This window comes from Pseudomonas sp. WS 5146 (genome assembly GCF_012985495.1).
In the GTDB taxonomy this organism is placed as follows: Bacteria; Pseudomonadota; Gammaproteobacteria; order Pseudomonadales; family Pseudomonadaceae; genus Aquipseudomonas; species Aquipseudomonas edaphica.
The window spans coordinates 245,492-266,616 of sequence record NZ_JAAQWL010000004.1; the positions used below are offsets into that span (position 1 = coordinate 245,492).

Below are 21,125 nucleotides of genomic sequence, written 5' to 3' on the forward strand. Positions count from 1 at the left end.
CCAGCAGAATGCTCGGACATTCTGCTGGAGATGGCCGGTGAAAGCCCTCGACGAACTGACCTTCGACAACCGCTTCGCACGCCTGGGCGACGCGTTCTCAACCCACGTACTGCCTGAGCCCCTCGACGCGCCGCGCCTTGTGGTGGCGAGCGACGCCGCCATGGCCTTGCTCGACCTCGACCCGGCCGTGGCCGAAACGCCGGTATTTGCCGAGCTGTTTGGCGGGCACAAACTGTGGGCCGAAGCAGAACCGCGGGCAATGGTCTATTCCGGGCACCAGTTCGGCGGCTATACCCCGCAACTGGGCGATGGCCGCGGGTTGTTGCTGGGTGAGGTGTACAACCAGGCCGGCGAGCATTGGGACTTGCACCTCAAGGGTGCCGGGATGACGCCGTATTCGCGCATGGGCGATGGGCGTGCGGTGCTGCGCTCTTCGATTCGTGAGTTTCTCGCTTCCGAAGCCCTGCATGCCTTGGGTATTCCCAGCAGCCGCGCCCTCTGCGTGATTGGCTCCGACACGCCGGTATGGCGCGAGAAACAAGAGCGCGGCGCCATGGTATTGCGCTTGGCTCACAGCCATATCCGCTTCGGGCATTTCGAATACTTCTACTACACCAAGAAGCCCGAGCAGCAGGCCGAATTGGCCGAGCACGTGTTGAATCTGCACTACCCCGAGTGCCGCGAACAGCCCGAACCGTACCTGGCAATGTTCCGCGAAATCGTCGAGCGCAATGCCGAGATGATCGCCAAATGGCAGGCCTATGGCTTCTGCCACGGCGTGATGAACACCGACAATATGTCTATCCTGGGCATCACCTTCGACTTCGGGCCGTTTGCGTTTCTGGATGATTTTGACGCGCACTTCATCTGCAACCATTCGGACCATGAAGGGCGCTACTCCTTCAGCAACCAAGTGCCGATCGGGCAGTGGAACCTGAGCGCGCTGGCCCAGGCGCTGACGCCGTTTATCAGTGTGGATGCCTTAAAAGAAGCCCTTGGGCTGTATCTGCCGCTGTATCAGGCGCACTACCTGGACCTGATGCGTCGACGCTTGGGGCTCACCACGGCTGAAGACGCTGACCAGCCACTGGTGGAACGCTTGCTGAAACTGATGCAGAACAGCGGCGTGGACTACACGCTGTTCTTCCGCCGTCTGGGTGATGAGTCTGCGGCACTGGCCGTGGCGCGCTTGCGCGATGACTTTGTCGACCTGGCCGGGTTTGATGCCTGGGCTGATCAATACAAGGCTCGCGTCGCACGGGATGGCGATTACAGCGAGGCACAGCGCCGTGAACGCATGCACGCAGTTAACCCGCTGTACATCCTGCGCAACTATCTGGCGCAAAACGCCATCGCGGCTGCCGAGTCAGGTGACTACAGCGAAGTGCGGCGACTGCATGAGGTGCTGAGCAAGCCGTTTGAGGAACAGGCCGGGATGGAGCAATACGCCCAGCGGCCACCGGACTGGGGCAAGCATTTGGAGATTAGTTGCTCGTCGTAAGATGATCGTTCCCACGCTCTGCGTGGGAATGCCGCCTGGGACGCTCCGCGTCCCGCCTTTTGCCCTGCGCACGGGTGACGCAGAGCGTCACGGGATGCATTACCACGCGGAGCGTGGGAACGATCAGTGTTTCATCCTTTTCGCCTGGTCTTGATAAACCTCATTGTCGGCTCCAAATTAAACCCATTGGCCACGCCCTAGGAGCCCACCATGTCCGAACCTCTTGTAATCCCCTGCCCGCATTGCAACGGCCTCAACCGCATCCCTGGCGAACGCCTGGGTGATGCGCCTAAATGCGGGCGCTGCAAGCAGCCTGTGTTGCTGAACAAGCCTTTCGAGCTGAAGCAAGGCGACTACGCCACCCAGATCAAGGGTGACCTGCCGTTGTTGGTGGATGTGTGGGCCGAGTGGTGTGGGCCGTGCAAATCGTTTGCGCCGGTGTTTGAGCAGGCGGCTGGGCAGTTGGAGGGCAAATGCCGATTGGCCAAGCTTGATAGCGAGGCTAATCAGCAGCTGTCGGCGCAGTTGGGGATTCGCTCGATTCCGAGTTTGATTCTGTTCAAGAACGGCCGCGAAGTGGCGCGCCAGAGTGGCGCGTTTCCGTTGCCGCAGTTAATGAGTTGGTTGCGTAGCCAAGGGGTGTAAACCAGCCCCTCAAGCAACGGGGTCAACTGTGGGAGCTGGCTTGCCTGCGATGGCCTCACCTCGGTCTGACTGATAGACCGAGTTGCCTGCATCGCAGGCAAGCCAGCTCCCACATTGACCGCGTTTTAAGCTCGGGCTACGGGGGTTTCGTGGTCCATCATCTGGCCGACCAGCATTACGCCGAGCTCGCTTAATTGATGGATGGCCAGGGCCACGTCGCGGTGCTCGCCGGTGAGGTCGTTGGAGAGCTTGAGTAACAGCGTACGGACGGAAGAGAAGGTTTCGTAGCTGTTGAGTACGAGGGTTTCGGTAGGGAGGCTGGGTGCAACTGTATAAAGGTTAACCATGGAACGTCTCCGAGCAGGAGCCGCAACCAGCCGCTACTAAACGGAGGGTGGCAGCTGTACGCAGGTTAGTAGACCGGGGAGACTCACCGGCGCGCTCGAAAGCGCCCTCCGTACAGCCGCCATCAAATACAGGGCAGTCCTGATCAATGATTTGCTGTACGTCTCACCACGGGCTACTAAACCCGATCACTGAACATTCAGCGACCGGCCAACCTTAGAGACGCCCATCCAGACGCACAAGCCGGGCGATTCTGGCTTAGCTGTAGGCAACGATACAACCCACAACCCCATTTGCCAGACCCTTCCTACAGCCTCAGTAGGAACAATCCAAATCCCCCTGCTGAAACACAAAAACAAATGTGGGAGCTGGCTTGCCTGCGATGGCATCACCTCGGTCTAACTGATAGACCGAGTTGTCTGCATCGCAGGCAAGCCAGCTCCCACATGAGTTCACAGGGGATTTGTGTTGCTATAGGGATCAGGCATTTTCCAGCAAGTTATGCAGCTCCACAAACTGCAACGTCAGCTTGTGCCGTGGGTCCAGGTGGATCAGCGGCTTGCTCTCCTGGTGCGACTCGCGCATGCGCACCGAGCTGGCCAGGTACACCGGCAGTACCGGCAAACCTTCGGCAATCAACTCATCCAGCATCTGCTGCGGCAGGCTCGCACGGGCCTGGAACTGGTTGACCACGATGCCTTCCACTTCGAGGCCTTCGTTGTGGTCTTCCTTCAACTCTTCGATTTCACGCAACAGGCCATACAGCGCCTGACGCGAGAAGCTGTCGCAATCAAACGGGATCAGCACGCGATCAGCGGCAATCAACGCCGAAACCGCATAAAAATTCAGTGCCGGCGGCGTATCCAGGTAAATCCGGTCGTAATCTTCGCTCAACTCATCCAGCAGCTTTCGCAGCTTGTTGATCTTGTGCTTGGCCTCAAGCTTGGGCTGCAGGTCTGCAAGCTCGGCGGTCGCGGTGATCACGTGCAGGTTGTCGAATGGCGTTTCGTAGATATCCACCTGATTTTTCTTCGAAAACGGCCCGGAAGACAGGGTTTGCTTGAAGAAGTCGGCGATGCCCATCGGGATATCGTCGCCGGTCAGCCCTGTGAGGTACTGAGTTGAGTTCGCTTGTGCATCGAGGTCCACCAACAGGGTCCGATAGCCTTCACTGGCGCTCACCGCCGCCAGGTTGCAGGCAATGCTGGACTTGCCAACGCCGCCTTTTTGATTGAACACCACACGCCGCATGGAAAAAACCTCCGTGTATCAATGAATGTCCGAGTGTAGAGGGCAAAAGCGCCTGTTAGCTACCTCGTTCATCCATGCACTGGCGCATCACCTGTCGAACAAAAGGAGGAGTCCTACAATCCACACACCGCACGGGTAAAGGACAATCTGTAAATCTTTTCCGGCAAATTGTATTCATCCGTGAACAAATCTTTACCAAAGTTTGCTAGAACCCCACGGCACCGGGATAATGCGCGCCATTCGGCCATTGTTCCCTGTCCCGGTATTCGGGGCCAACGGCTGCACATGGAAGCCCGCAGGGGCGGGATAACTTCTCAGTGATCACTTTCAATATCGACCAATGGCGCGCCTGGGCTCCGGGCCTTGAGACTGCGCAGGACTGGCGCGCCTGGTGCCAGGCTCCGGTGTTAGTGCCGGCCAGCGATGCGTCACCCGATGTGTCGTTCCTGCCCGCCATGCAGCGCCGCCGCCTGAGCCGGCTGGCGCGCATGGCGTTCAGCGTGGGCTGGCCGTTGGCCGAGGGCCGGCAAGACCTGCCGCTGGTATTTGTTTCCCGGCACGGCGAAACCCCGCGCACCCTCGATATACTCAGCGACCTGGCCAACGACGAGCCGCTGTCGCCCACCCAGTTCAGCCTGTCGGTGCATAACGCGGTGATTGGCCTGTGGTCGATCCTGCGCAATGAGACCTGCGAAATGACCGCCCTCGCCGCCGCCGGCGATGGCCTGGAACACGGCATGCTCGAAGCCGCCGCGCTGCTCAACGAAGGCGCCCCGGCGGTGTTGCTGGTGATCACCGAAGAACAACCGCCTGCGGCTTACGCCGACTGGATCCGTGACGTGCCCTTCCCTTATGCCCTCGGCCTGCTGCTGACCCCGGGCGACGAGTGGCAACTGGAACTAAACAGCGGCGCTGTCCAACTCACTCAAACCCAGTGGCCCCACGCCCTGAACCTGCTGCGCACCCTGCTTACCGAGCAGGCCACCTGCCAACATGCCTGGAAGAACCGTGTATGGAACTGGCAACGCAAGCCCTGACCGACAAGCCACGGGACGCCTATTACTGGCGCCTGTTCGCCACCGCCGCGAGCTTCTTCTGCTTCGGTGTCGGCGGGCTGTGCCTGCGTTTGCTGGTGTTCCCGCTGCTCAGTTGCCTGCCAGGCAGTGCCGCTAAACACCAGCGCCGCGCCCGCCACACCATCAGCAAGCTGTTCTGGCTGTTTATCCGCATGATGCAACGCGCCGGTGTGCTGACCTACAGCGTTGAAGGCGCAGAAAACCTCGGGCGCCCCGGCCAGATGATCATCGCCAACCACCCGTCGCTGATCGACGTGGTGTTTTTGATCGGCCTGATGCGCCAGACCAACTGCGTGGTCAAGCAGAGCCTGTTCCAGAACCCGTTCACCCGTGGGCCGGTGCGCGACGCCGGTTACATCAGCAATGACGGCAGCGCCGATATGCTCGATGCCGCGGCCGATGCGCTGCGCGATGGCCAGACGCTGATCATCTTTCCCGAGGGCACGCGCACCACGCCCGGCGTAGCACCGGCCTTTCATCGCGGCGGTGCGGCCATTGCCCTGCGCGGTGCGACAATCATCACCCCGGTGGTGATCAAGGTCAGCCCCACCACCCTGACCAAGGCCGAACCCTGGTATCGCATTCCCAAACGCCGTTTTCACTTCAGTTTGCGCGTAGGTGCCGATATAGACCCACAGGCGTTTGCCACACTGGGGCCAGCGCCCCAGGCTTCACGCAAGCTCAACGATTACCTGCATCACTATTTCATTAAGGAGCTCGCCGAAGATGAGCAACCAACACAGCCTTGAGCACGACATAAAGGCGCTGATCATCGAGGCCCTGGGCCTGGAAGACATCAGCCCCGACGACATTGGCAGCGACCAGACCCTGTTCGGCGAAGGCCTGGGCCTGGATTCGGTGGACGCCCTGGAGTTGGGCCTGGCGATCCAGAAAAAGTACGGCATCAAGATCGATGCCGACGCCAAAGACACGCGCAATCACTTCACCAACGTGGCCAGCCTTGCGGCATTCGTCACGGCTAAAAAGGCAGCTTGAGACCGGACCATGCAAACTCGTGACGATATTTTCAACACCCTGCGCGATGCCTTGGTGGAACTGTTTGAACTGCCGCCTGAGCGCGTCACCCTCGACGCCAACCTGTATCAGGACCTGGAAATCGACAGCATCGATGCCGTGGACCTGATCGACCATATCAAGCGCCAGACCGGCAAGAAGATCGCCGCCGAAGAGTTCAAGGCGGTGCGCACTGTCAACGACGTGGTTGAGGCGGTGTACCGTCTGGTCCAGCCTGCCGCATGAGCCGGCTGATCGGCCTTGGCCTGTTGCTGGCGGGGCTGCTGTACCCTTTTGCGGTGTATTACGGCACCGAGCACTTCGCGCCGTGGCAATTCGGTTTGCTGCTGGGCAGCCTGTGGCTGTTGCGTGCGCTGACCGGCGCACGGCGCCCCGGCAGCCGCTGGATGGCCGTGGCGGTGATCGTGTTCTGCCTGCTGTTGGCCTGGTTCGACAACCCGCAGTTGCTGCGCTGGTACCCGAGCCTGGTCAGCGCGTTCATGCTGGCGCTGTTCGGCATGAGCCTCAAATACGGGCCGCCGATGGTCGAGCGTCTTGCACGCATGACCGACCCGCAGCTGCCGCCCAAAGCAATTGTGTACACGCGCCAGGTCACCGTGGTGTGGAGTGTGTTTTTTCTGTGTAATGGCTTGCTCGCCGCCGCCCTCACGCTGTGGGCGCCACTGAGCTGGTGGACGTTGTACAACGGCCTCATCGCCTACGGGCTGATGGGGCTGCTGTTTGCCGTGGAATGGCTGGTACGACAAAGGGTTCGAGGCCGCGTATGAATGGGTTGAAACTTGAGCACTTGCTGCTTGAGGCGCTGGAACAACGTTCGGTCACCACCGAACCTGCGATGAATCACGTCCAACTCTGCGAGCAGGCCCTGAGCCTCGCGGCGGGCCTGCAGGCGCGCGGCATCCGGCGCTTGGCGGTGCACCTGGAAGACGCAGGCGTGCTGGCCGTTGCCCTGCTGGGCGCATGGCGTGCCGGGGTCAGTGTGCTGCTGCCTGCCGACTTGCAGCCCCAGACCCGCCAACGCTGGGACGACAGCGTGGACGCCTGGCTGGTAGAGGCAGCCGACCTTGACGCGTTGTATCAGGCGCCATTGAGCCCTGCCGCGCTCGACCTCGACGCCTGCCAATTGAGCCTGTGCACCTCCGGCTCCAGCGGCGAACCCAAGCGCATCGACAAGACCCTGCGCCAACTGGCCAACGAAGTGGCGGCGCTGGAAGCGCTGTGGGGCGCAGGCCTCAAAGACGCCTGCATCATCGGCAGCGTGGCCACCCAGCACATCTACGGTTTGCTGTTCCGGGTGTTGTGGCCGCTGTGCGCCGGCCGCACCTTTGTGCGCAAGCAACTGGCCTTCCCTGAAGACATGCAGCGCGCCAGCCGCGAACATGCGCAATTTGCCTGGGTCGCCAGCCCCGCACTGCTCAAGCGCATGGGCGACAACCTCGACTGGCCCGCACTGAGTAAAGTGTCGCGAGTGTTCTCCTCCGGCGGCGCGCTGCCAGTGGAAGCCGCCGGCAGCCTGTACGACCGCTTGCAGCAATGGCCGACGGAAATCCTCGGCAGCTCGGAAACCGGCGGCATCGCCTGGCGCCAGGGCGCACAGCCGTGGCAGCCATTTGCCGATGTGGAACTGAGCCAGGATGCCGACGGCGCCCTGCGCATTGCCTCGCCGTACCTGCCGGCCGGGCATATCGAACAAACCGCCGACGCGGCGCGCATTCATTCCGATGGCCGCTTCGAGCTGCTCGGGCGCCTGGACCGCATCGTCAAACTGGAAGAAAAACGCATCTCCCTGCCCATGCTCGAACAGGCACTGCTGACCCACGCCTGGGTCGCTGAAACCCGCCTGGGCGTGGTGCAGGAAAACCGCGCTTCACTTGGCGCGCTGGTGGTGCTGAGCGCCGAGGGCCTGCATGCGCTGCGCAACCAGGGGCGACGCAGCGTCACCCAAACCCTGCGCGAGCATTTAAGCCAACATTGCGAAGCCCTGGCCCTGCCACGTCGCTGGCGTTTGCTGCGCCAGCTGCCGCTGAACAGCCAAGGCAAACTGCCCCAGGCTGACGCAGAGGCATTGCTGCTGGCACCACGCCCAAAAGCACCCGAAGTGCTGGAACAGGCCGAAGCCAACGGCGAATGGACTGTGCAACTGAGCATCCCGCCGGACCTGGCCTACTTCAGCGGCCATTTCCCGGTCACGCCGGTGCTGCCCGGCGTGGTGCAGGTGGAATGGGCCTTCAACCTCGGACAGCAACTGCTCGATTTACCCGCGACCTTTGCCGGGATGGAAGTGCTCAAGTTCCAGCAACTGGTGCGCCCTGGTGATCAGGTTGAACTGCACCTGCGCTTCGACCCGGAGCGCGGCAAGCTGTACTTCGCGTACCGCAACGGCGATGCGGCCTGCTCCAGCGGCCGGATCGTGCTGGAGGCCCCAAGTGAATAGGCTTTTGTGGCGAGGGAGCTTGCTCCCGCTGGAGTGCGAAGCGCTCCCAACTCAGGCGCCGCAATGCGTCAGGATGCTCTCGGTCGACTGGACTGGGGCTGCTTCGCAGCCCAACGGGAGCAAGCTCCCTCGCCACAAGGGTCGCAGTAATCCTGGGAATGTTCAGCATGCATAACCCCTGCGCCCTCATCCCGGTCTACAACCACGAAGCCGCCGTGCCCGCCGTGGTTCACAGCCTGTTGAACAGCGGCCTGCCGTGCCTGCTGGTCGATGACGGCAGCAGCCCGGCGTGCGCGGCGGTATTGGCGCAACTGGCAACGCTCGATCACGTCACCTTGCTGACCCTGCCAAACAACCAAGGCAAAGGCGGCGCGGTCATGGCCGGTTTTCGCGAAGCCGCACGCCTGGGCTACACCCACGCGCTGCAGGTAGACGCCGACGGCCAGCACGACCTGCGCGAAGTCGACAGCTTCCTCGACGCCTCGCGCACGCACCCAAACGCGGTGATCTGCGGCTACCCCGAATACGACGACAGCGTGCCCAAGGGTCGCCTTTACGCGCGCTACCTGACCCACGTGTGGGTGTGGATCAACACCCTGTCGCTGCAGATTCGCGACTCGATGTGCGGTTTTCGCGTGTACCCGCTGGCGCCGACGCTGGCCTTGATGGATTCGGCGTACATCGGCACGCGCATGGATTTCGACTCCGACATCCTGGTACGCCTGGCCTGGCGCAACCAGCCGATGCGCTGGCTGCCGACCCAAGTGCATTACCCCACCGACGGCGTGTCGCACTTCCGCCTGTTTCGCGACAACGTGCGCATCAGCGCCATGCACACCCGGCTGTTCTTCGGCATGCTGGTACGCGCGCCGATGATTGTGTGGCGACGGTGGCAGGCATGAGCGACAGCACCAAACACTGGGCCGACCGCGAAGAGCGCGGCAGCTTCTGGCTGATGAAACTCACCGCGTTCGCGGCCAAAGTGCTGGGCCGCCGCCTGTTGAGCCCGGTGCTGTACGGCATTGTGTTGTACTTTTTCCTGTTCGGGCGCACGGCGCGCCAAAGTGCCTGGCAATACCAGCAGCGCCTGGCCGACTGGAGCGGGCGCCCTGCGTTGCGGCCCAGCCATAAAAGCGTGTTCGCGCAGTTCATGGCCTTCGCCGACTCCTTGCTCGACAAGCTCGACGTGTGGAACGGCAAGCTGCGCATCGAACAGATCGAAATCAACGACCCGGCGCAATTGCGCGGGCAGTTACGCGGCGAGCGCGGCCAGATGCTGGTGGGCGCGCACTTGGGCAACCTGGAGGTGTGCCGCGCACTCGCAGAGATTGGCGAACAAGTCACCATGAACGTGTTGGTGCACACCAAGCACGCCGAACAATTCAACCGCCTGCTGGGCGAGGCCGGGGCCACGCACTTGCGCCTGATCCAGGTCAGCGAACTGGACCCGGCGACCATGCTGCTGCTCAGCCAGCGCCTGGACGAGGGCGAGTGGCTGGCGATTGCCGGTGACCGCGTGCCGCTGCACGGCGGACGCAAGGTGCGCGTGGATTTTCTCGGGCATGCCGCCGCGTTCCCCCAAGGCCCGTGGCTGCTGGCCGGCTTGCTTAAATGCCCGGTCAACCTGCTTATGTGCCTTAAGCACAATGGCCGCTACCGCCTGACCATTGAGCCGTTCGCCGCCTTGATCGAATGGAAGCGCAGCACCCGCGAGCACGTCATCGCCCAGTGGACCGCCCGCTACGCCGCACGCCTGGGCGATTTTTGCCTGGAGGCGCCCCAACAATGGTTCAACTTTTACCCTTTCTGGAAGACCGATGACCCCGCATCTTGAACCGGTAATTTTTGGCGAACGCCACCTGCCAATCGAAGACGTGCTGGCCCTGGCCAACCGTCAGGCGCCCACGCACTTGCAGGATGACGCTGCCTATCGCCAACGCATCGCCAAGGGCGCGCAGTTCCTCGACTCGCTGCTGGACAAGGAAGGCGTGATCTATGGCGTGACCACCGGCTACGGCGACTCCTGCGTAGTGGCAGTGCCGTTGCAGCACGTCGAGGCGTTGCCGCGTCACCTCTACACCTTCCACGGTTGCGGCCTGGGCAAGTTGCTCGACGCACAGGCCACCCGCGCCGTGCTCGCCGCACGCTTGCAGTCGCTGTGCCACGGCGTGTCCGGCGTGCGTGTGGAGTTGCTGGAGCGCCTGCATGCGTTCCTCGAACACGACGTGCTGCCGCTGATTCCGGAAGAAGGTTCAGTGGGCGCCAGCGGTGATCTGACGCCGCTGTCCTACGTGGCGGCGACCCTGTCCGGTGAACGCGAAGTGCTGTTCCGTGGCGAACGCCGCCAGGCTGCCGACGTACACCGCGAACTCGGGTGGGAGCCGCTGGTGCTGCGCCCCAAGGAAGCCCTGGCCTTGATGAACGGCACCGCCGTGATGACCGGCCTTGCCTGCCTGGCCTTCGCCCGCGCCGACTACCTGCTGCAACTGGCCACGCGCATCACCGCATTGAACGTGGTAGCGCTGCAAGGCAACCCGGAACACTTCGACGAGCGCCTGTTCGCCGCCAAGCCGCACCCGGGGCAGATGCAAGTGGCCGCCTGGCTGCGCAAGGACCTGGCGATCGATGCGCCGACTGCGCCGCTGCATCGTTTGCAGGATCGCTACTCGCTGCGCTGCGCGCCCCATGTGCTGGGCGTGCTGGCCGACAGCCTGAACTGGCTGCGCTCGTTCATTGAAATCGAGCTGAACAGTGCCAACGACAACCCGATTATCGACGCCGAAGAAGAGCGCGTGCTTCACGGCGGGCACTTCTACGGCGGGCATATCGCCTTTGCCATGGACAGCCTCAAGACCCTGGTGGCTAACGTCGCCGACCTGCTCGACCGTCAGCTCGCGCTGCTGGTGGATGTGCGTTACAACCACGGCCTGCCGAGCAACCTGTCCGGCGCGCCGGCCGACCGCGCGATGATCAACCACGGCTTCAAGGCCGTGCAGATCGGCACCAGCGCCTGGACCGCCGAAGCGCTGAAAAACACCATGCCGGCCAGCGTGTTCTCGCGCTCCACCGAATGCCATAACCAGGACAAGGTGAGCATGGGCACCATCGCCGCCCGCGACGCAATCCGCGTGCTGGAGCTGACCGAACAGGTCGCCGCCGCCACCTTGCTCGCCGCCAACCAGGGCGTGTGGTTGCGCGCCCAGGCTGAAGACGCACGCCCACTGCCACCAGCACTGGCGGCCATGCATATCGAGCTGGCCAAAGACTTCCCGCCGGTGATCGAAGACCGCGCATTGGAAGGCGAACTGCGCCTGTGCCTCAAACGTATCGCCGAGCAACACTGGAGGCTGCATGCGTAGCCAGGGCGTTTTGCATTGCGACACGCAAATCCTCGTGCCGTTTTTTGATGTCGATACCATGAACGTGGTGTGGCACGGGCATTACGTGAAGTACCTGGAAGTGGCGCGCTGCGCGTTGCTGGACAAGCTCGGCCACAACTACACGGCGATGCTCGAATCCGGCTACGCCTGGCCGGTGATCGACATGCAGCTGCGCTATGTGCGCGGCGCGACCTTTGGCCAAACGATCAATGTGCGCGCCAGCCTGGTGGAGTGGGAGAACCGTTTGAAGGTGAACTATCTGATCACCGACCTGGCCAGCGGCGAGCGCCTGACCCGCGCCAGCACCGTGCAAGTGGCGGTGGAAATCGCCAGCCGCGAGATGCAGCTGGCCTCGCCAAAAGTATTCACCGACGCCGTAGAGAGAGCCCTGAAATGAGATCTAATGTGGGAGCGGGCTTGCCCGCGATGATCGTCAACGATAACGCGCTTCGCCTGATACTGCGCAGCGCCCTCAGGTTCATCGCGGGCAAGCCCGCTCCCACATTGATCGGGTTGCTACTGAGTTTCAGTGCCCACGCCTTCGACCTGCAGCAGCTAAGCGACCAACTGGCCAAACCCGCCGTAATCCACGGCAGCTTCATCCAGGAAAAACACCTGCGCGCCCTGCCCCAGCCACTGGTCAGCAAAGGCACGTTCGTACTCGCCAAAGACCACGGCCTGCTGTGGCTGTTGAAAACCCCGCTGCAACAGGACTACCGCATCAGCGCCCAAGGCATCGCTCGGCGTGACGCCAATGGCTGGCAATTGCTGCCGAACAAGAGCGCCGGTGCCGAGCAGAATCGCCTGTTCCTTGCCGTACTCCAAGGCGACAGCAGTGGCTTGCAGCGCGATTTCGAGTTACAGCTGCAAGGCGAAGCCCAACAGTGGAAGCTGACGCTGGTCCCACGTTCGCTGCTGCTCAAGCAGGTATTCACCCAGATCAATATCGACGGCGGCGAGCTGGTGCAAACAATCGAACTGCTCGAAACCCAGGGCGACAGCACCGTGCTGCGCATGCAGGACAGCACTGCCGGCCAACCGTTGAGCGAATCGGAGCAACACGACTTTGCCCAGTGAGCGCTGGCTGCCACGCCTGTTCCTGATCCTGCTGGTGGCGGTGTTGGCGCTGGCCGGCTGGCAGTGGCGCCATGGCGCGCCATTGTCGGCCAACCTGATGGAACTGGTGCCGGGCAGCACGCCGGATGCGCTGGAACTCAAGGCAGAACAGCGTATGCAGGAACCGCTGAACCGCGAAATGCTGGTGTTGGTGGGGCATGCCGATCGGCAAAAAGCCGTAGCAGTGGCGCAGCAAATGGGCGAACGCTGGCAGGCCAGCGGCCTGTTTGAAAAAGTGCAGTGGAACCTGCAAGCCGACTTGCCCGCCCTGCGTGAACAATTGCTGCGCGGTCGGCTGGCGATGCTCTCGGCCAAGGACCGCGAGCAACTGATCGAGCACCCAGACGCGTTCATTCAGCAGCGCGTGCAAGCGCTGTTCGACCCGTTTACCGGGTTCAGCCTGGTGCCGAGCCAGGACGACTGGCTGGGCCTTACCGGTCGCATCCAGAACAGCCAGCCGCAGCACGGTTCGGTGCAGCTCGATATCGGCAGCGGCGCCTTGATTGCCGATGCCGACGGCAAAAGCTGGGTGCTGCTGCGTGCGCGCACCACCGGCAATGCCTTTGACATGAAACTGCCGCTGCAAGTGGCGGACCTGCTCCAGGCCAGTCGCGAACAGGCCAGCGAGCAAGGCGCGCAATTGCTCGCTGCCAGCGGCCTGCTTTACGCCGCCAACGGGCAGCAACAGGCCACGCGGGAAATCACCTGGGTGGGTGGTGGCGCCACGCTGGGCATCCTGTTGTTGCTGTTGCTGGCGTTTCGGCGCTGGCGCGTGTTGCTGGCGTTTGTGCCGGTGCTGGTGGGTATGCTGTTTGGCGCGGTGGCCTGTGTGGCACTGTTCGGCCATATGCATGTGATGACCCTGGTGCTGGGCTCCAGCCTGATCGGCGTGGCGGTGGATTACCCGCTGCATTACCTGTCCAAAAGCTGGAGCCTGCAACCCTGGCGCAGCTGGCCGGCATTGCGCCTGACCTTGCCGGGGCTGAGCCTGAGCCTGGCGACCAGTTGCATCGGTTACCTGGCGCTGGCCTGGACGCCGTTCCCGGCGCTGACGCAAATCGCCGTGTTCTCCGCCGCCGGTTTAGTCGGTGCCTACCTGTCGGCGGTGTGCCTGCTGCCCGCGCTGCTCAAGGGTGTGGAGCTGCGCCCGGCACAGTGGCCGCTGCGGGTTGCCGAATGCCTGTGGCTATTGCGCGCCGCGCTGCTCAAGCGCGTGCCAAGCCCGGTGCTGCTGGCACTGTTGCTGCTGTTTTGCGCGGGCGGCCTGTGGCACTTGAACAGTAAAAATGATATCCGCCAGTGGATCGGTGCCCCGCCGCAATTGCTGCAAGAAGCGCAGGCCGTGGCGCGCATCACCGGTTTCCAGCCCACCAGCCAGTTTTTCCTGGTGCGCGCCGACAACCAGCAGCAGTTGCTGGAACGCCAGGCCGCCCTGGGCGAACGCCTGGATCAGTTGGTGAACATGGGCAAGCTGCAAGGCTACCTGGCGCTCAACCAACTGGTGAGCCTGCCGGCTGAGCAGCAACACCTTCGTAATGCGCTGAACAACCTCGCGCAGCACTGGCAGCCGCTGCTGGACCTTGGCGTGCCGGCCAGCGCGCTGCAAGCCGAAGTCACGCAACTGCAAGCGCTGCCCACCGAAGACATCGATGCCGCGCTGGTTGGCCCATTGGCTGAGCCTTGGCGCACCTTGTGGCTGGGGCCGGTAAACGGCGGCGTGGCGGCGATGGTCAGCCTGCAAGGCCTGAACAACCCGGCGCTGTTGCGTGTGCAAGCGCTGGACTTACCCGGCGTGCAACTGGTTGACCGGCTGGGTGATTTGAACCGAGTGTTTGCCGACACGCAGATCAGCGCGGCTGAGTTGAAGCTGATGTCGTGTGTGCTGATCGTGCTGTTATTGATTATGCCGTTCGGTGTTGGCGGTGCCCTGCGCATCGTCGCCCTGCCACTGCTCGCGGCGCTGTGCAGCCTCGCCAGCCTCGGTTGGCTGGGCCAGCCGCTGACCTTGTTCAGCCTGTTCGGCCTGCTGTTGGTCACTGCCATCAGCGTCGACTATGCGATCTTGATGCGCGAGCAGATCGGCGGCGCGGCCGTGAGTCTTTTAGGTACGCTGCTGGCAGCACTGACGACCTGGTTGTCGTTTGGCCTGTTGGCGGTGTCGAGTACACCCGCAGTGAGCAATTTCGGCCTGTCGGTCAGCCTCGGCCTGGCGTTCAGCTTTATGCTGGCGCCTTGGGCCGGGCATCAGAAGCACGCCTTATGAATGTGTTAATCGCCAAAGTGGCAAGGAGCCCTCGTGCCCACAGTTGAAATGGAACGTCGCCAGGTGGTGGTGATTGGTGCCGGGCCATCCGGCGCTATCGCCGCCGCGCTGTTAAAGCGCCACGGGCATGATGTATTGATCATCGAGCGCGAGCATTTCCCACGCTTCTCGATTGGCGAAAGCCTGCTGTCGCACTGCATCGACTTTATCGAAGAAGCCGGCATGCTCGACGCCGTACAGGCCGCGGGTTTCCAGGTAAAAACCGGCGCGGCGTTCGCCTGGGGCGAGCGCTACAGTGCGTTTGATTTCGGTGACACCTTCAGCAACGGCAAGCCCACCACCTTCCAAGTGCAGCGCGGCGAGTTCGACAAGTTGCTGGCTGATCAAGCGGCGCTGCAAGGCGTAGAGATTCGCTATGGCCAAAGCATCGTCGGTGTGGATTTCGCCGGTGAAAGCCGCTACCTGCACGTGCGTCGCCAGAATGGCAGCGAGTATCACCTCAAGGCCAAGTTCGTGCTCGATGCCAGCGGCTACGGCCGCGTGCTGTCGCGCCTGCTGGACCTGGAAGCACCGTCGAATTTCCCGGTGCGCCAGGCGGTGTTTACCCACGTTGAAGATCACATCACACACCCAGGTTTTGATCGCAGCAAAATCCTCGTCACCACTCACCCGACCCAACGCGATATCTGGTTCTGGACCATCCCGTTCAGCCATGGCCGCTGCTCGGTAGGCGTGGTGGCGGCAAAAGAACATTTCGACGGCCGCGACAGCGACCTCGACGCCTGCCTGCGCGGTTTCATCGCTGAGACGCCAAGCCTGGCGGGCGTGCTGCAAAACGCCGTGTGGGATACGCCCGCGCGTACCCTCGCCGGCTATTCGGCCAACGTCAAAACCCTGCACGGCCCTGGCTTTGCGCTGCTGGGCAATGCGGCGGAATTTCTCGATCCGGTGTTCTCTTCCGGCGTGACCATCGCCATGCGTTCGGCGAGCATGGCCGCAGCGCTGTTACATCGCCAACTCAAGGGCGAAACCGTCGACTGGCAAACCGAGTTCGCCGAGCCGCTGAAACGCGGGGTCGACACCTTCCGTTGCTATGTCGAAGGCTGGTATGCAGGCACCTTCCAGGACGTGATTTTTCACCCAGGCAGCTCGCCGGAGATTCGCCGGATGATCAGTTCGATCCTCGCCGGTTACGCCTGGGATGAGCGCAACCCGTTTGTCAGCGAGCCCAAACGGCGGCTGCGGATGTTGTCGGAAATTTGTGCGGGTGAGCCAGTATGAGTAGCCAATACCTGAGTAAAAACTACGTCGAAGAAACCAAATTCGGCTTCTGGTTCCTGCGCAGCCACACTTGGCAGCACCATGTATTGCGCGTGGCGATCAACGACCTGCGCGGCCTGTTCACCGACCCGCTGCCCGTGGCGCCGGTGCTGCTGGACGCCGGTTGCGGCCAGGGCAAATCGTTCCAGTATTTGCAGCAGGTGTTCGCGCCACAGCGCCTGATCGGCCTGGATGCCGACCCGCACAGCCTGGAGCTGAGCCAAGCGGAAGCCAAGCGCCAAGGCTTGTCCATCGAGCTGATCGGCAGCGACTGCGCCACACTGCAGGTGCCGGACGCAAGCGTGGATATCCTGTTCTGCCACCAGACCTTTCACCATCTGGTGGAACAGCATCGCGCCTTGAAAGAGTTCTATCGCGTACTCAAGCCGGGCGGCTATCTGCTGTTTGCCGAATCCACCGAAGCCTATATCGACACTTGGGTGATTCGCTGGCTGTTCCGCCACCCGATGCATGTGCAGAAGAGCGCTGAAGAATACCTGGAGATGCTGCGCGAGCAGGGTTTTGAGTTCGGCCCGCAGAACGTTTCGTACCCGTATTTGTGGTGGAGCCGCTCCAGCGATTTCGGCCTGCTGGAACGCTGGGGCCTGCGCAGCCCACCACCGGTTGGCCAGCGCGAAGAAACGCTGGTCAACTGCGTGGCGCGTAAACCTTTAGCGAGCGCCGAAACATGATTCGTATGCTGTTGATGGGTTGCCTGTTGCTGTTGAGCGCCTGCGTCAGCCAGCCGCCGCTGCCCGAAAAAACCCCGGCCCTGGCCTTGCCCATGCAATTGCACGTGCAGCGCCGCGCCGACGGCCAAATCCAGGATTGGCTGCTGGTGATCCAGCGCGAAGGCACAGCCATTCGCTGGTCGATGATGGACCCGCTGGGCATTCCCCAGGCCCGGCAAAAGCTGATCAATGGCCAGTGGCAGGCCGACGGCTTGCTGCCGCCCAATCCGCAGGCGCGTGAGCTGTTTGCGGCGCTGTTGTTTGCGCTGACCTCGGCCGATGACGTGCCCACGCTGTACCCGCGTGCCCAGGCGATGGACCTGACGCGCACGCTGCCGGGGCATTGGCAGATCGTCTATCAGTCCTCCGAGGTGTTCAGCGTGAACATGGCGGGCCAGTCGTTGAGCTACCGCATCACCCCACTGGGGGCGGCGCGATGACGGCTTACCTGAATGCCCTGGGCGTGATCTGCGCCCTGGGCCGCGGCCAGGCGGAAGTCAGCCGCAGCCTGTTTGCCGGCGATTGTTCCGGCATGCGCGCCGAAAGCGGTTGGGTGCCAGAGCGCGTGCTGCCGGTGGGCGGTGTACGCAGTGAGCTGGTGGCAATCCCGGCTGAGCTACGCCCGCAGAGCAGCCGCAATAACCAGTTGCTGCTGGAAGCGGCCTTGCAGATTGAAACCGAGCTGCGCCAGGCAATCCACACGTACGGCGCCTCGCGGGTTGGCATTGTGCTGGGCACCAGCACCTCGGGCATTGATGAAGCCAGCCGCGGCATCGCGCATTACCTGCGTGGGCAGCAGTTCCCGGGCGACTATGACTACCAGCAACAGGAACTCAGCGCACCGGCGAATTTTCTCGCTGACTGGCTACAGGTAAGCGGACCGGCCTATGTGATTTCTACTGCCTGCACTTCCAGCGCCCGTGCGTTGATGAGTGCCCAGCGCCTGCTCGACCTGGGTGTGTGTGATGCGGTGATCTGCGGTGGCGTCGACAGCCTGTGCAAGCTGACGCTGAACGGCTTTACCGCGCTGGAAGCGGTCTCCAGCGAGCGTTGCAATCCGTTTTCGGTGAACCGCAACGGCATCAATATCGGCGAAGCGGCAGTGCTGTTTCTCATGACCAAAACACCTGCGCCGATTGCCTTGCTCGGCAGCGGCGCCAGTTGCGATGCGCACCATATCTCCGCGCCAGAGCCCAGCGGCAAAGGTGCGTTGCAGTCGATGCGCAAGGCCTTGGCCAGCGCCAAACTTGAACCGGAACACATCGGTTACCTGAACCTGCACGGCACCGCGACCCAACACAACGACGCCATGGAAAGCCTGGCCGTCGCCAGCCTGTTTCCTCAAGGCGTAGCCTGTTCGTCGACCAAGCCCATGAGCGGCCACACTCTCGGTGCCGCAGGCGCGCTGGAAGCGGCGTTTTGCTGGTTGAGCCTGGTGCATGACCGTGTACCGCCGCATGTGTGGGACGGCCAAGCCGATCCGGCGCTGCCCGCGCTGCAGTGGGCACAGACCGGCGACACCTTGAAAAAACGCTGCCTGATGAGCAACTCGTTTGCCTTCGGCGGCAATAACGTCAGCCTGATAATCGCGGAGGCCCCATGATCGATTGGCCACTCGCCGAACTGCTGCCCCACGCGGGTGACATGATCCTGATCGACCAGGTGCTGTCATTCGATGAAGAGCAGGTTCACACCCGCGCCACCGTCAAGCCCGGCGGCCTGTTCAACCGGCCGGACGGCAGCCTGCCAGCCTGGGTCGGCATCGAGCTGATGGCGCAAAGCGTCGCCGCCTATGCCGGCTGCCGCGCGCGCCAGAACGGCGAGGCAGTGGAACTGGGTTTCCTGCTCGGCACGCGCAAATTCGAATGCAACGTGGAACACTTCCCGGCCGGCGCCGAGCTGCGCATCCACGGCCTGCGCTCGCTGGAAGACGACAACGGCATGGGTGTGTTCGAATGCCACCTGACCGGTGACGGTATCCAGGCCAGCGCACGTTTGAACGTATTTCGACCGCCCCAGGCGGCCAATTATTTAGATGAATCGAAGGACTCAACGCCATGACTGAATCCGTACTGGTCACCGGCTCCAGCCGTGGCATCGGCCGCGCCATTGCCCTGCGCCTGGCCCAGGCCGGGCATGACATCGTGCTGCATTGCCGCAGTGGCCGCGCTGAAGCGGACGCGGTAAAGCTCGAGATCGAGGCGCTGGGCCGCAAGGCGCGGGTGCTGCAATTTGATGTGGCGGATCGTTTCAGCTGCAAGGAAATCCTTGAGGCCGACGTGGAGCAATATGGCGCCTATTACGGCGTGGTGCTCAACGCCGGCCTGACACGCGACGGTGCGTTCCCGGCCCTCTCCGAAGACGATTGGGATGTGGTGATGCGCACCAACCTGGATGGTTTCTACAACGTGCTGCACCCGGTGATGATGCCGATGATTCGTCGTCGCGCCGCTGGCCGTATCGTTTGTATCACGTCGGTTTCCGGTTTGATCGGCAACCGTGGCCAGGTCAACTACAGCGCCTCCAAAGCCGGTTTGATCGGCGCGGCCAAGGCGCTGGCTATTGAACTGGGCAAGCGCAAGATCACCGTCAATTGCGTCGCCCCAGGCTTGATCGACACGGCGATGCTGGATGAAAACGTGCCGGTCGAAGAACTGATGAAGATGATCCCGGCGCAACGCATGGGCACCCCGGAAGAAGTCGCCGGTGCGGTGAACTTCCTGATGTCGGCCGAGGCCGGCTATATAACGCGCCAAGTGCTGGCCGTGAATGGAGGCCTGTGCTGATGAAGCGCGTCGTCGTCACCGGCATGGCCGGCATGACCTCCCTGGGCAGCGATTGGGACACCATCGCCGCCAACTTTCGCGCCAACCGCAGCGGCATCCGGCGCATGGATGAGTGGGACCGTTTTACCGAACTGAACACGCGCCTGGCCGGGCCGATCGACGACTTTGTCGTGCCCTCGCACTGGACGCGCAAGCAACTGCGCAGCATGGGCCGCGTGTCGCGCCTGGCGGTGTGGGCGGCGGAACAGGCGTTGCAGGATGCCGGCTTGCTCGGCGACGAATCGATCAAGGACGGGCGCATGGGCGTGGCCTGTGGCTCATCCACCGGCAGCACCGATGAGATCAAGGCGTTCGGCAATATGCTGCTGAACTCGGTGGCCGAGGGGCTGAATGCCAACTCCTATGTGCGCATGATGCCGCACACCACAGCAGCGAATATCAGCATCTTCTTTGGCCTCACCGGGCGGCTGATCCCGACCTCCAGCGCCTGCACCAGCGGCAGCCAGGGCATTGGTTACGCCTACGAGGCGATCAAGTTCGGCCGCTTGCCGTTGATGCTTGCCGGCGGCGCCGAGGAATTGTGCCCCACCGAAGCCATGGTGTTCGACGCGCTCTACGCCACCAGCCTGAAAAACGATGCGCCACAGACCAGCCCACGCCCTTACGACAGCGGCCGCGACGGCCTGGTGATCGGCGAAGGCGGCGGCATGCTGGTGCTCGAAGAACTGGAGCACGCCTTGGCACGCGGCGCGCACATCCACGCCGAACTGGTCGGCTTCGGCAGCAACGCCGACGGCCAGCACACCACACGCCCAGAGCAGAAAACCATGCGCCGCGCCATGGAGCTGGCCCTGGAAGATGCCGGGCTTGAGCCATCCGCCATCGGCTACGTCAATGGCCACGGCACCGCCACCGACCAGGGCGACATCGCCGAGACGCTGGCCACCAGCAGCCTGTTCGGCAGCCGCATGCCGATCAGTTCGCAGAAAAGCTTCCTGGGCCACACTTTGGGCGCGTGCGGCGCACTGGAATCGTGGTTCAGCATCGAAATGATGAACCGCGACCAGTATGTGCACACCTTCAACCTGGATGCCGTCGACCCGCAATGCGGCGAGCTGGATTACCTGCAAGGTGGGTTTCGCGAGATGCACAACGACTACGTGATGAACAACAACTTTGCCTTTGGCGGCGTCAACACTTCGCTGATCTTTCGCCGCTGGTCCTGATTTTTTAATTGACTGG

Annotated in this window: 23 protein-coding genes; 21 read left to right on the plus strand and 2 right to left on the minus strand. The window is 62.6% G+C overall.

Annotation, left to right across the window (positions count from 1 at the left end; all coding sequences use genetic code 11):
• The first annotated feature begins 37 nt into the window (after window positions 1-37).
• Together selO and trxC are read left to right on the plus strand one after the other, a co-directional pair.
• A complete protein-coding gene (gene selO, locus HBO41_RS13305; protein WP_169986569.1) occupies window positions 38-1,501 on the plus strand; it encodes a protein adenylyltransferase SelO in 1,464 nt (487 codons plus the stop codon).
• 210 nt (window positions 1,502-1,711) lie between these two features.
• Window positions 1,712-2,146 carry a thioredoxin TrxC gene (trxC, locus tag HBO41_RS13315; protein WP_169986571.1) on the plus strand — a complete coding sequence of 145 codons (435 nt, stop codon included), beginning with the start codon at window positions 1,712-1,714 and terminating at the stop codon, window positions 2,144-2,146.
• A gap of 125 nt (window positions 2,147-2,271) precedes the next feature.
• On the opposite strand, the gene HBO41_RS13320 is transcribed toward trxC, so the two are convergent.
• Window positions 2,272-2,493, minus strand: coding sequence for a DUF6124 family protein (locus HBO41_RS13320; protein WP_169986573.1), 222 nt, complete (start codon window positions 2,491-2,493; stop codon window positions 2,272-2,274).
• A 478-nt stretch (window positions 2,494-2,971) separates the two neighbouring features.
• On the minus strand, window positions 2,972-3,742 hold the full coding sequence (locus HBO41_RS13325) for a ParA family protein (protein ID WP_017138539.1): 771 nt from the start codon (window positions 3,740-3,742) through the stop codon (window positions 2,972-2,974).
• Between the two features lie 317 nt (window positions 3,743-4,059).
• On the opposite strand from HBO41_RS13325, the gene HBO41_RS13330 reads away from it, so the two are divergent.
• The 19 genes from HBO41_RS13330 to HBO41_RS13420 all read left to right on the plus strand — a co-directional run bounded on the left by HBO41_RS13330 (window position 4,060) and on the right by HBO41_RS13420 (window position 21,109).
• The gene (locus HBO41_RS13330; protein WP_017138540.1) at window positions 4,060-4,779 is read left to right on the plus strand and encodes a beta-ketoacyl synthase chain length factor; all 720 of its coding nucleotides are present in this window, start codon (window positions 4,060-4,062) and stop codon (window positions 4,777-4,779) included.
• Complete coding sequence (locus HBO41_RS13335) at window positions 4,755-5,567, plus strand: 1-acyl-sn-glycerol-3-phosphate acyltransferase (RefSeq protein WP_017138541.1); 813 nt, start codon at window positions 4,755-4,757, stop codon at window positions 5,565-5,567. Before HBO41_RS13330 ends, HBO41_RS13335 begins: the two co-directional genes overlap by 25 nt.
• Window positions 5,545-5,814 carry a phosphopantetheine-binding protein gene (locus HBO41_RS13340; RefSeq protein WP_017138542.1) on the plus strand — a complete coding sequence of 90 codons (270 nt, stop codon included), beginning with the start codon at window positions 5,545-5,547 and terminating at the stop codon, window positions 5,812-5,814. Before HBO41_RS13335 ends, HBO41_RS13340 begins: the two co-directional genes overlap by 23 nt.
• A 9-nt stretch (window positions 5,815-5,823) precedes the next feature.
• Window positions 5,824-6,078, plus strand: coding sequence for an acyl carrier protein (locus tag HBO41_RS13345; protein ID WP_003187949.1), 255 nt, complete (start codon window positions 5,824-5,826; stop codon window positions 6,076-6,078).
• Complete coding sequence (locus HBO41_RS13350) at window positions 6,075-6,620, plus strand: membrane protein (protein ID WP_017138543.1); 546 nt, start codon at window positions 6,075-6,077, stop codon at window positions 6,618-6,620. Before HBO41_RS13345 ends, HBO41_RS13350 begins: the two co-directional genes overlap by 4 nt.
• On the plus strand, window positions 6,617-8,287 hold the full coding sequence (locus HBO41_RS13355) for an AMP-binding protein (protein ID WP_169986575.1): 1,671 nt from the start codon (window positions 6,617-6,619) through the stop codon (window positions 8,285-8,287). The genes HBO41_RS13350 and HBO41_RS13355 overlap by 4 nt, the downstream gene beginning before the upstream one ends.
• A gap of 167 nt (window positions 8,288-8,454) precedes the next feature.
• Window positions 8,455-9,189 carry a glycosyltransferase family 2 protein gene (locus HBO41_RS13360; RefSeq protein ID WP_017138545.1) on the plus strand — a complete coding sequence of 245 codons (735 nt, stop codon included), beginning with the start codon at window positions 8,455-8,457 and terminating at the stop codon, window positions 9,187-9,189.
• Window positions 9,186-10,121, plus strand: coding sequence for a glycosyl transferase (locus HBO41_RS13365; RefSeq protein WP_169986577.1), 936 nt, complete (start codon window positions 9,186-9,188; stop codon window positions 10,119-10,121). The genes HBO41_RS13360 and HBO41_RS13365 overlap by 4 nt, the downstream gene beginning before the upstream one ends.
• Window positions 10,105-11,646, plus strand: a complete 1,542-nt coding sequence (gene hutH, locus HBO41_RS13370) for a histidine ammonia-lyase (protein WP_169986579.1) — start codon at window positions 10,105-10,107, stop codon at window positions 11,644-11,646. The genes HBO41_RS13365 and hutH overlap by 17 nt, the downstream gene beginning before the upstream one ends.
• Complete coding sequence (locus tag HBO41_RS13375) at window positions 11,639-12,064, plus strand: thioesterase family protein (protein WP_169986581.1); 426 nt, start codon at window positions 11,639-11,641, stop codon at window positions 12,062-12,064. The genes hutH and HBO41_RS13375 overlap by 8 nt, the downstream gene beginning before the upstream one ends.
• A 29-nt stretch (window positions 12,065-12,093) precedes the next feature.
• Window positions 12,094-12,744: an outer membrane lipoprotein carrier protein LolA gene (locus HBO41_RS13380; protein WP_017138549.1), complete on the plus strand. Its 651-nt coding sequence runs from the start codon at window positions 12,094-12,096 to the stop codon at window positions 12,742-12,744.
• Entirely contained in the window at window positions 12,734-15,046 is a 2,313-nt protein-coding gene (locus HBO41_RS13385; RefSeq protein WP_169986583.1) for an MMPL family transporter, read from the plus strand. Before HBO41_RS13380 ends, HBO41_RS13385 begins: the two co-directional genes overlap by 11 nt.
• Before the next feature lie 33 nt (window positions 15,047-15,079).
• A complete protein-coding gene (locus HBO41_RS13390) occupies window positions 15,080-16,327 on the plus strand; it encodes an NAD(P)/FAD-dependent oxidoreductase (protein ID WP_017138551.1) in 1,248 nt (415 codons plus the stop codon).
• Window positions 16,324-17,058 (plus strand): class I SAM-dependent methyltransferase, encoded by a 735-nt coding sequence (locus tag HBO41_RS13395; protein WP_169986585.1) that lies wholly within the window; start codon window positions 16,324-16,326, stop codon window positions 17,056-17,058. Before HBO41_RS13390 ends, HBO41_RS13395 begins: the two co-directional genes overlap by 4 nt.
• Window positions 17,055-17,537 (plus strand): hypothetical protein, encoded by a 483-nt coding sequence (locus tag HBO41_RS13400; protein WP_169986587.1) that lies wholly within the window; start codon window positions 17,055-17,057, stop codon window positions 17,535-17,537. The genes HBO41_RS13395 and HBO41_RS13400 overlap by 4 nt, the downstream gene beginning before the upstream one ends.
• Window positions 17,534-18,700 (plus strand): beta-ketoacyl-[acyl-carrier-protein] synthase family protein, encoded by a 1,167-nt coding sequence (locus HBO41_RS13405; RefSeq protein ID WP_017138554.1) that lies wholly within the window; start codon window positions 17,534-17,536, stop codon window positions 18,698-18,700. Before HBO41_RS13400 ends, HBO41_RS13405 begins: the two co-directional genes overlap by 4 nt.
• Complete coding sequence (locus HBO41_RS13410) at window positions 18,697-19,158, plus strand: hotdog family protein (RefSeq protein ID WP_017138555.1); 462 nt, start codon at window positions 18,697-18,699, stop codon at window positions 19,156-19,158. The genes HBO41_RS13405 and HBO41_RS13410 overlap by 4 nt, the downstream gene beginning before the upstream one ends.
• Window positions 19,155-19,883, plus strand: a complete 729-nt coding sequence (gene fabG, locus HBO41_RS13415) for a 3-oxoacyl-ACP reductase FabG (protein ID WP_099548055.1) — start codon at window positions 19,155-19,157, stop codon at window positions 19,881-19,883. Before HBO41_RS13410 ends, fabG begins: the two co-directional genes overlap by 4 nt.
• The gene (locus HBO41_RS13420; protein WP_099548054.1) at window positions 19,883-21,109 is read left to right on the plus strand and encodes a beta-ketoacyl-ACP synthase; all 1,227 of its coding nucleotides are present in this window, start codon (window positions 19,883-19,885) and stop codon (window positions 21,107-21,109) included. Before fabG ends, HBO41_RS13420 begins: the two co-directional genes overlap by 1 nt.
• Window positions 21,110-21,125 lie beyond the last annotated feature (16 nt).

Coding starts and splice junctions, on each gene's coding strand:
- trxC (WP_169986571.1), top strand. CDS start 1,712: ATGTCCGAACCTCTTGTAATCCCCTGCCCGCATTGCAACGGCCTCAAC.
- HBO41_RS13320 (WP_169986573.1), bottom strand. CDS start 2,493: ATGGTTAACCTTTATACAGTTGCACCCAGCCTCCCTACCGAAACCCTC.
- HBO41_RS13325 (WP_017138539.1), bottom strand. CDS start 3,742: ATGCGGCGTGTGGTGTTCAATCAAAAAGGCGGCGTTGGCAAGTCCAGC.
- HBO41_RS13335 (WP_017138541.1), top strand. CDS start 4,755: ATGGAACTGGCAACGCAAGCCCTGACCGACAAGCCACGGGACGCCTAT.
- HBO41_RS13340 (WP_017138542.1), top strand. CDS start 5,545: ATGAGCAACCAACACAGCCTTGAGCACGACATAAAGGCGCTGATCATC.
- HBO41_RS13345 (WP_003187949.1), top strand. CDS start 5,824: ATGCAAACTCGTGACGATATTTTCAACACCCTGCGCGATGCCTTGGTG.
- HBO41_RS13350 (WP_017138543.1), top strand. CDS start 6,075: ATGAGCCGGCTGATCGGCCTTGGCCTGTTGCTGGCGGGGCTGCTGTAC.
- HBO41_RS13355 (WP_169986575.1), top strand. CDS start 6,617: ATGAATGGGTTGAAACTTGAGCACTTGCTGCTTGAGGCGCTGGAACAA.
- HBO41_RS13360 (WP_017138545.1), top strand. CDS start 8,455: ATGCATAACCCCTGCGCCCTCATCCCGGTCTACAACCACGAAGCCGCC.
- HBO41_RS13365 (WP_169986577.1), top strand. CDS start 9,186: ATGAGCGACAGCACCAAACACTGGGCCGACCGCGAAGAGCGCGGCAGC.
- hutH (WP_169986579.1), top strand. CDS start 10,105: ATGACCCCGCATCTTGAACCGGTAATTTTTGGCGAACGCCACCTGCCA.
- HBO41_RS13375 (WP_169986581.1), top strand. CDS start 11,639: ATGCGTAGCCAGGGCGTTTTGCATTGCGACACGCAAATCCTCGTGCCG.
- HBO41_RS13380 (WP_017138549.1), top strand. CDS start 12,094: ATGATCGTCAACGATAACGCGCTTCGCCTGATACTGCGCAGCGCCCTC.
- HBO41_RS13395 (WP_169986585.1), top strand. CDS start 16,324: ATGAGTAGCCAATACCTGAGTAAAAACTACGTCGAAGAAACCAAATTC.
- HBO41_RS13400 (WP_169986587.1), top strand. CDS start 17,055: ATGATTCGTATGCTGTTGATGGGTTGCCTGTTGCTGTTGAGCGCCTGC.
- HBO41_RS13405 (WP_017138554.1), top strand. CDS start 17,534: ATGACGGCTTACCTGAATGCCCTGGGCGTGATCTGCGCCCTGGGCCGC.
- HBO41_RS13410 (WP_017138555.1), top strand. CDS start 18,697: ATGATCGATTGGCCACTCGCCGAACTGCTGCCCCACGCGGGTGACATG.
- fabG (WP_099548055.1), top strand. CDS start 19,155: ATGACTGAATCCGTACTGGTCACCGGCTCCAGCCGTGGCATCGGCCGC.
- HBO41_RS13420 (WP_099548054.1), top strand. CDS start 19,883: ATGAAGCGCGTCGTCGTCACCGGCATGGCCGGCATGACCTCCCTGGGC.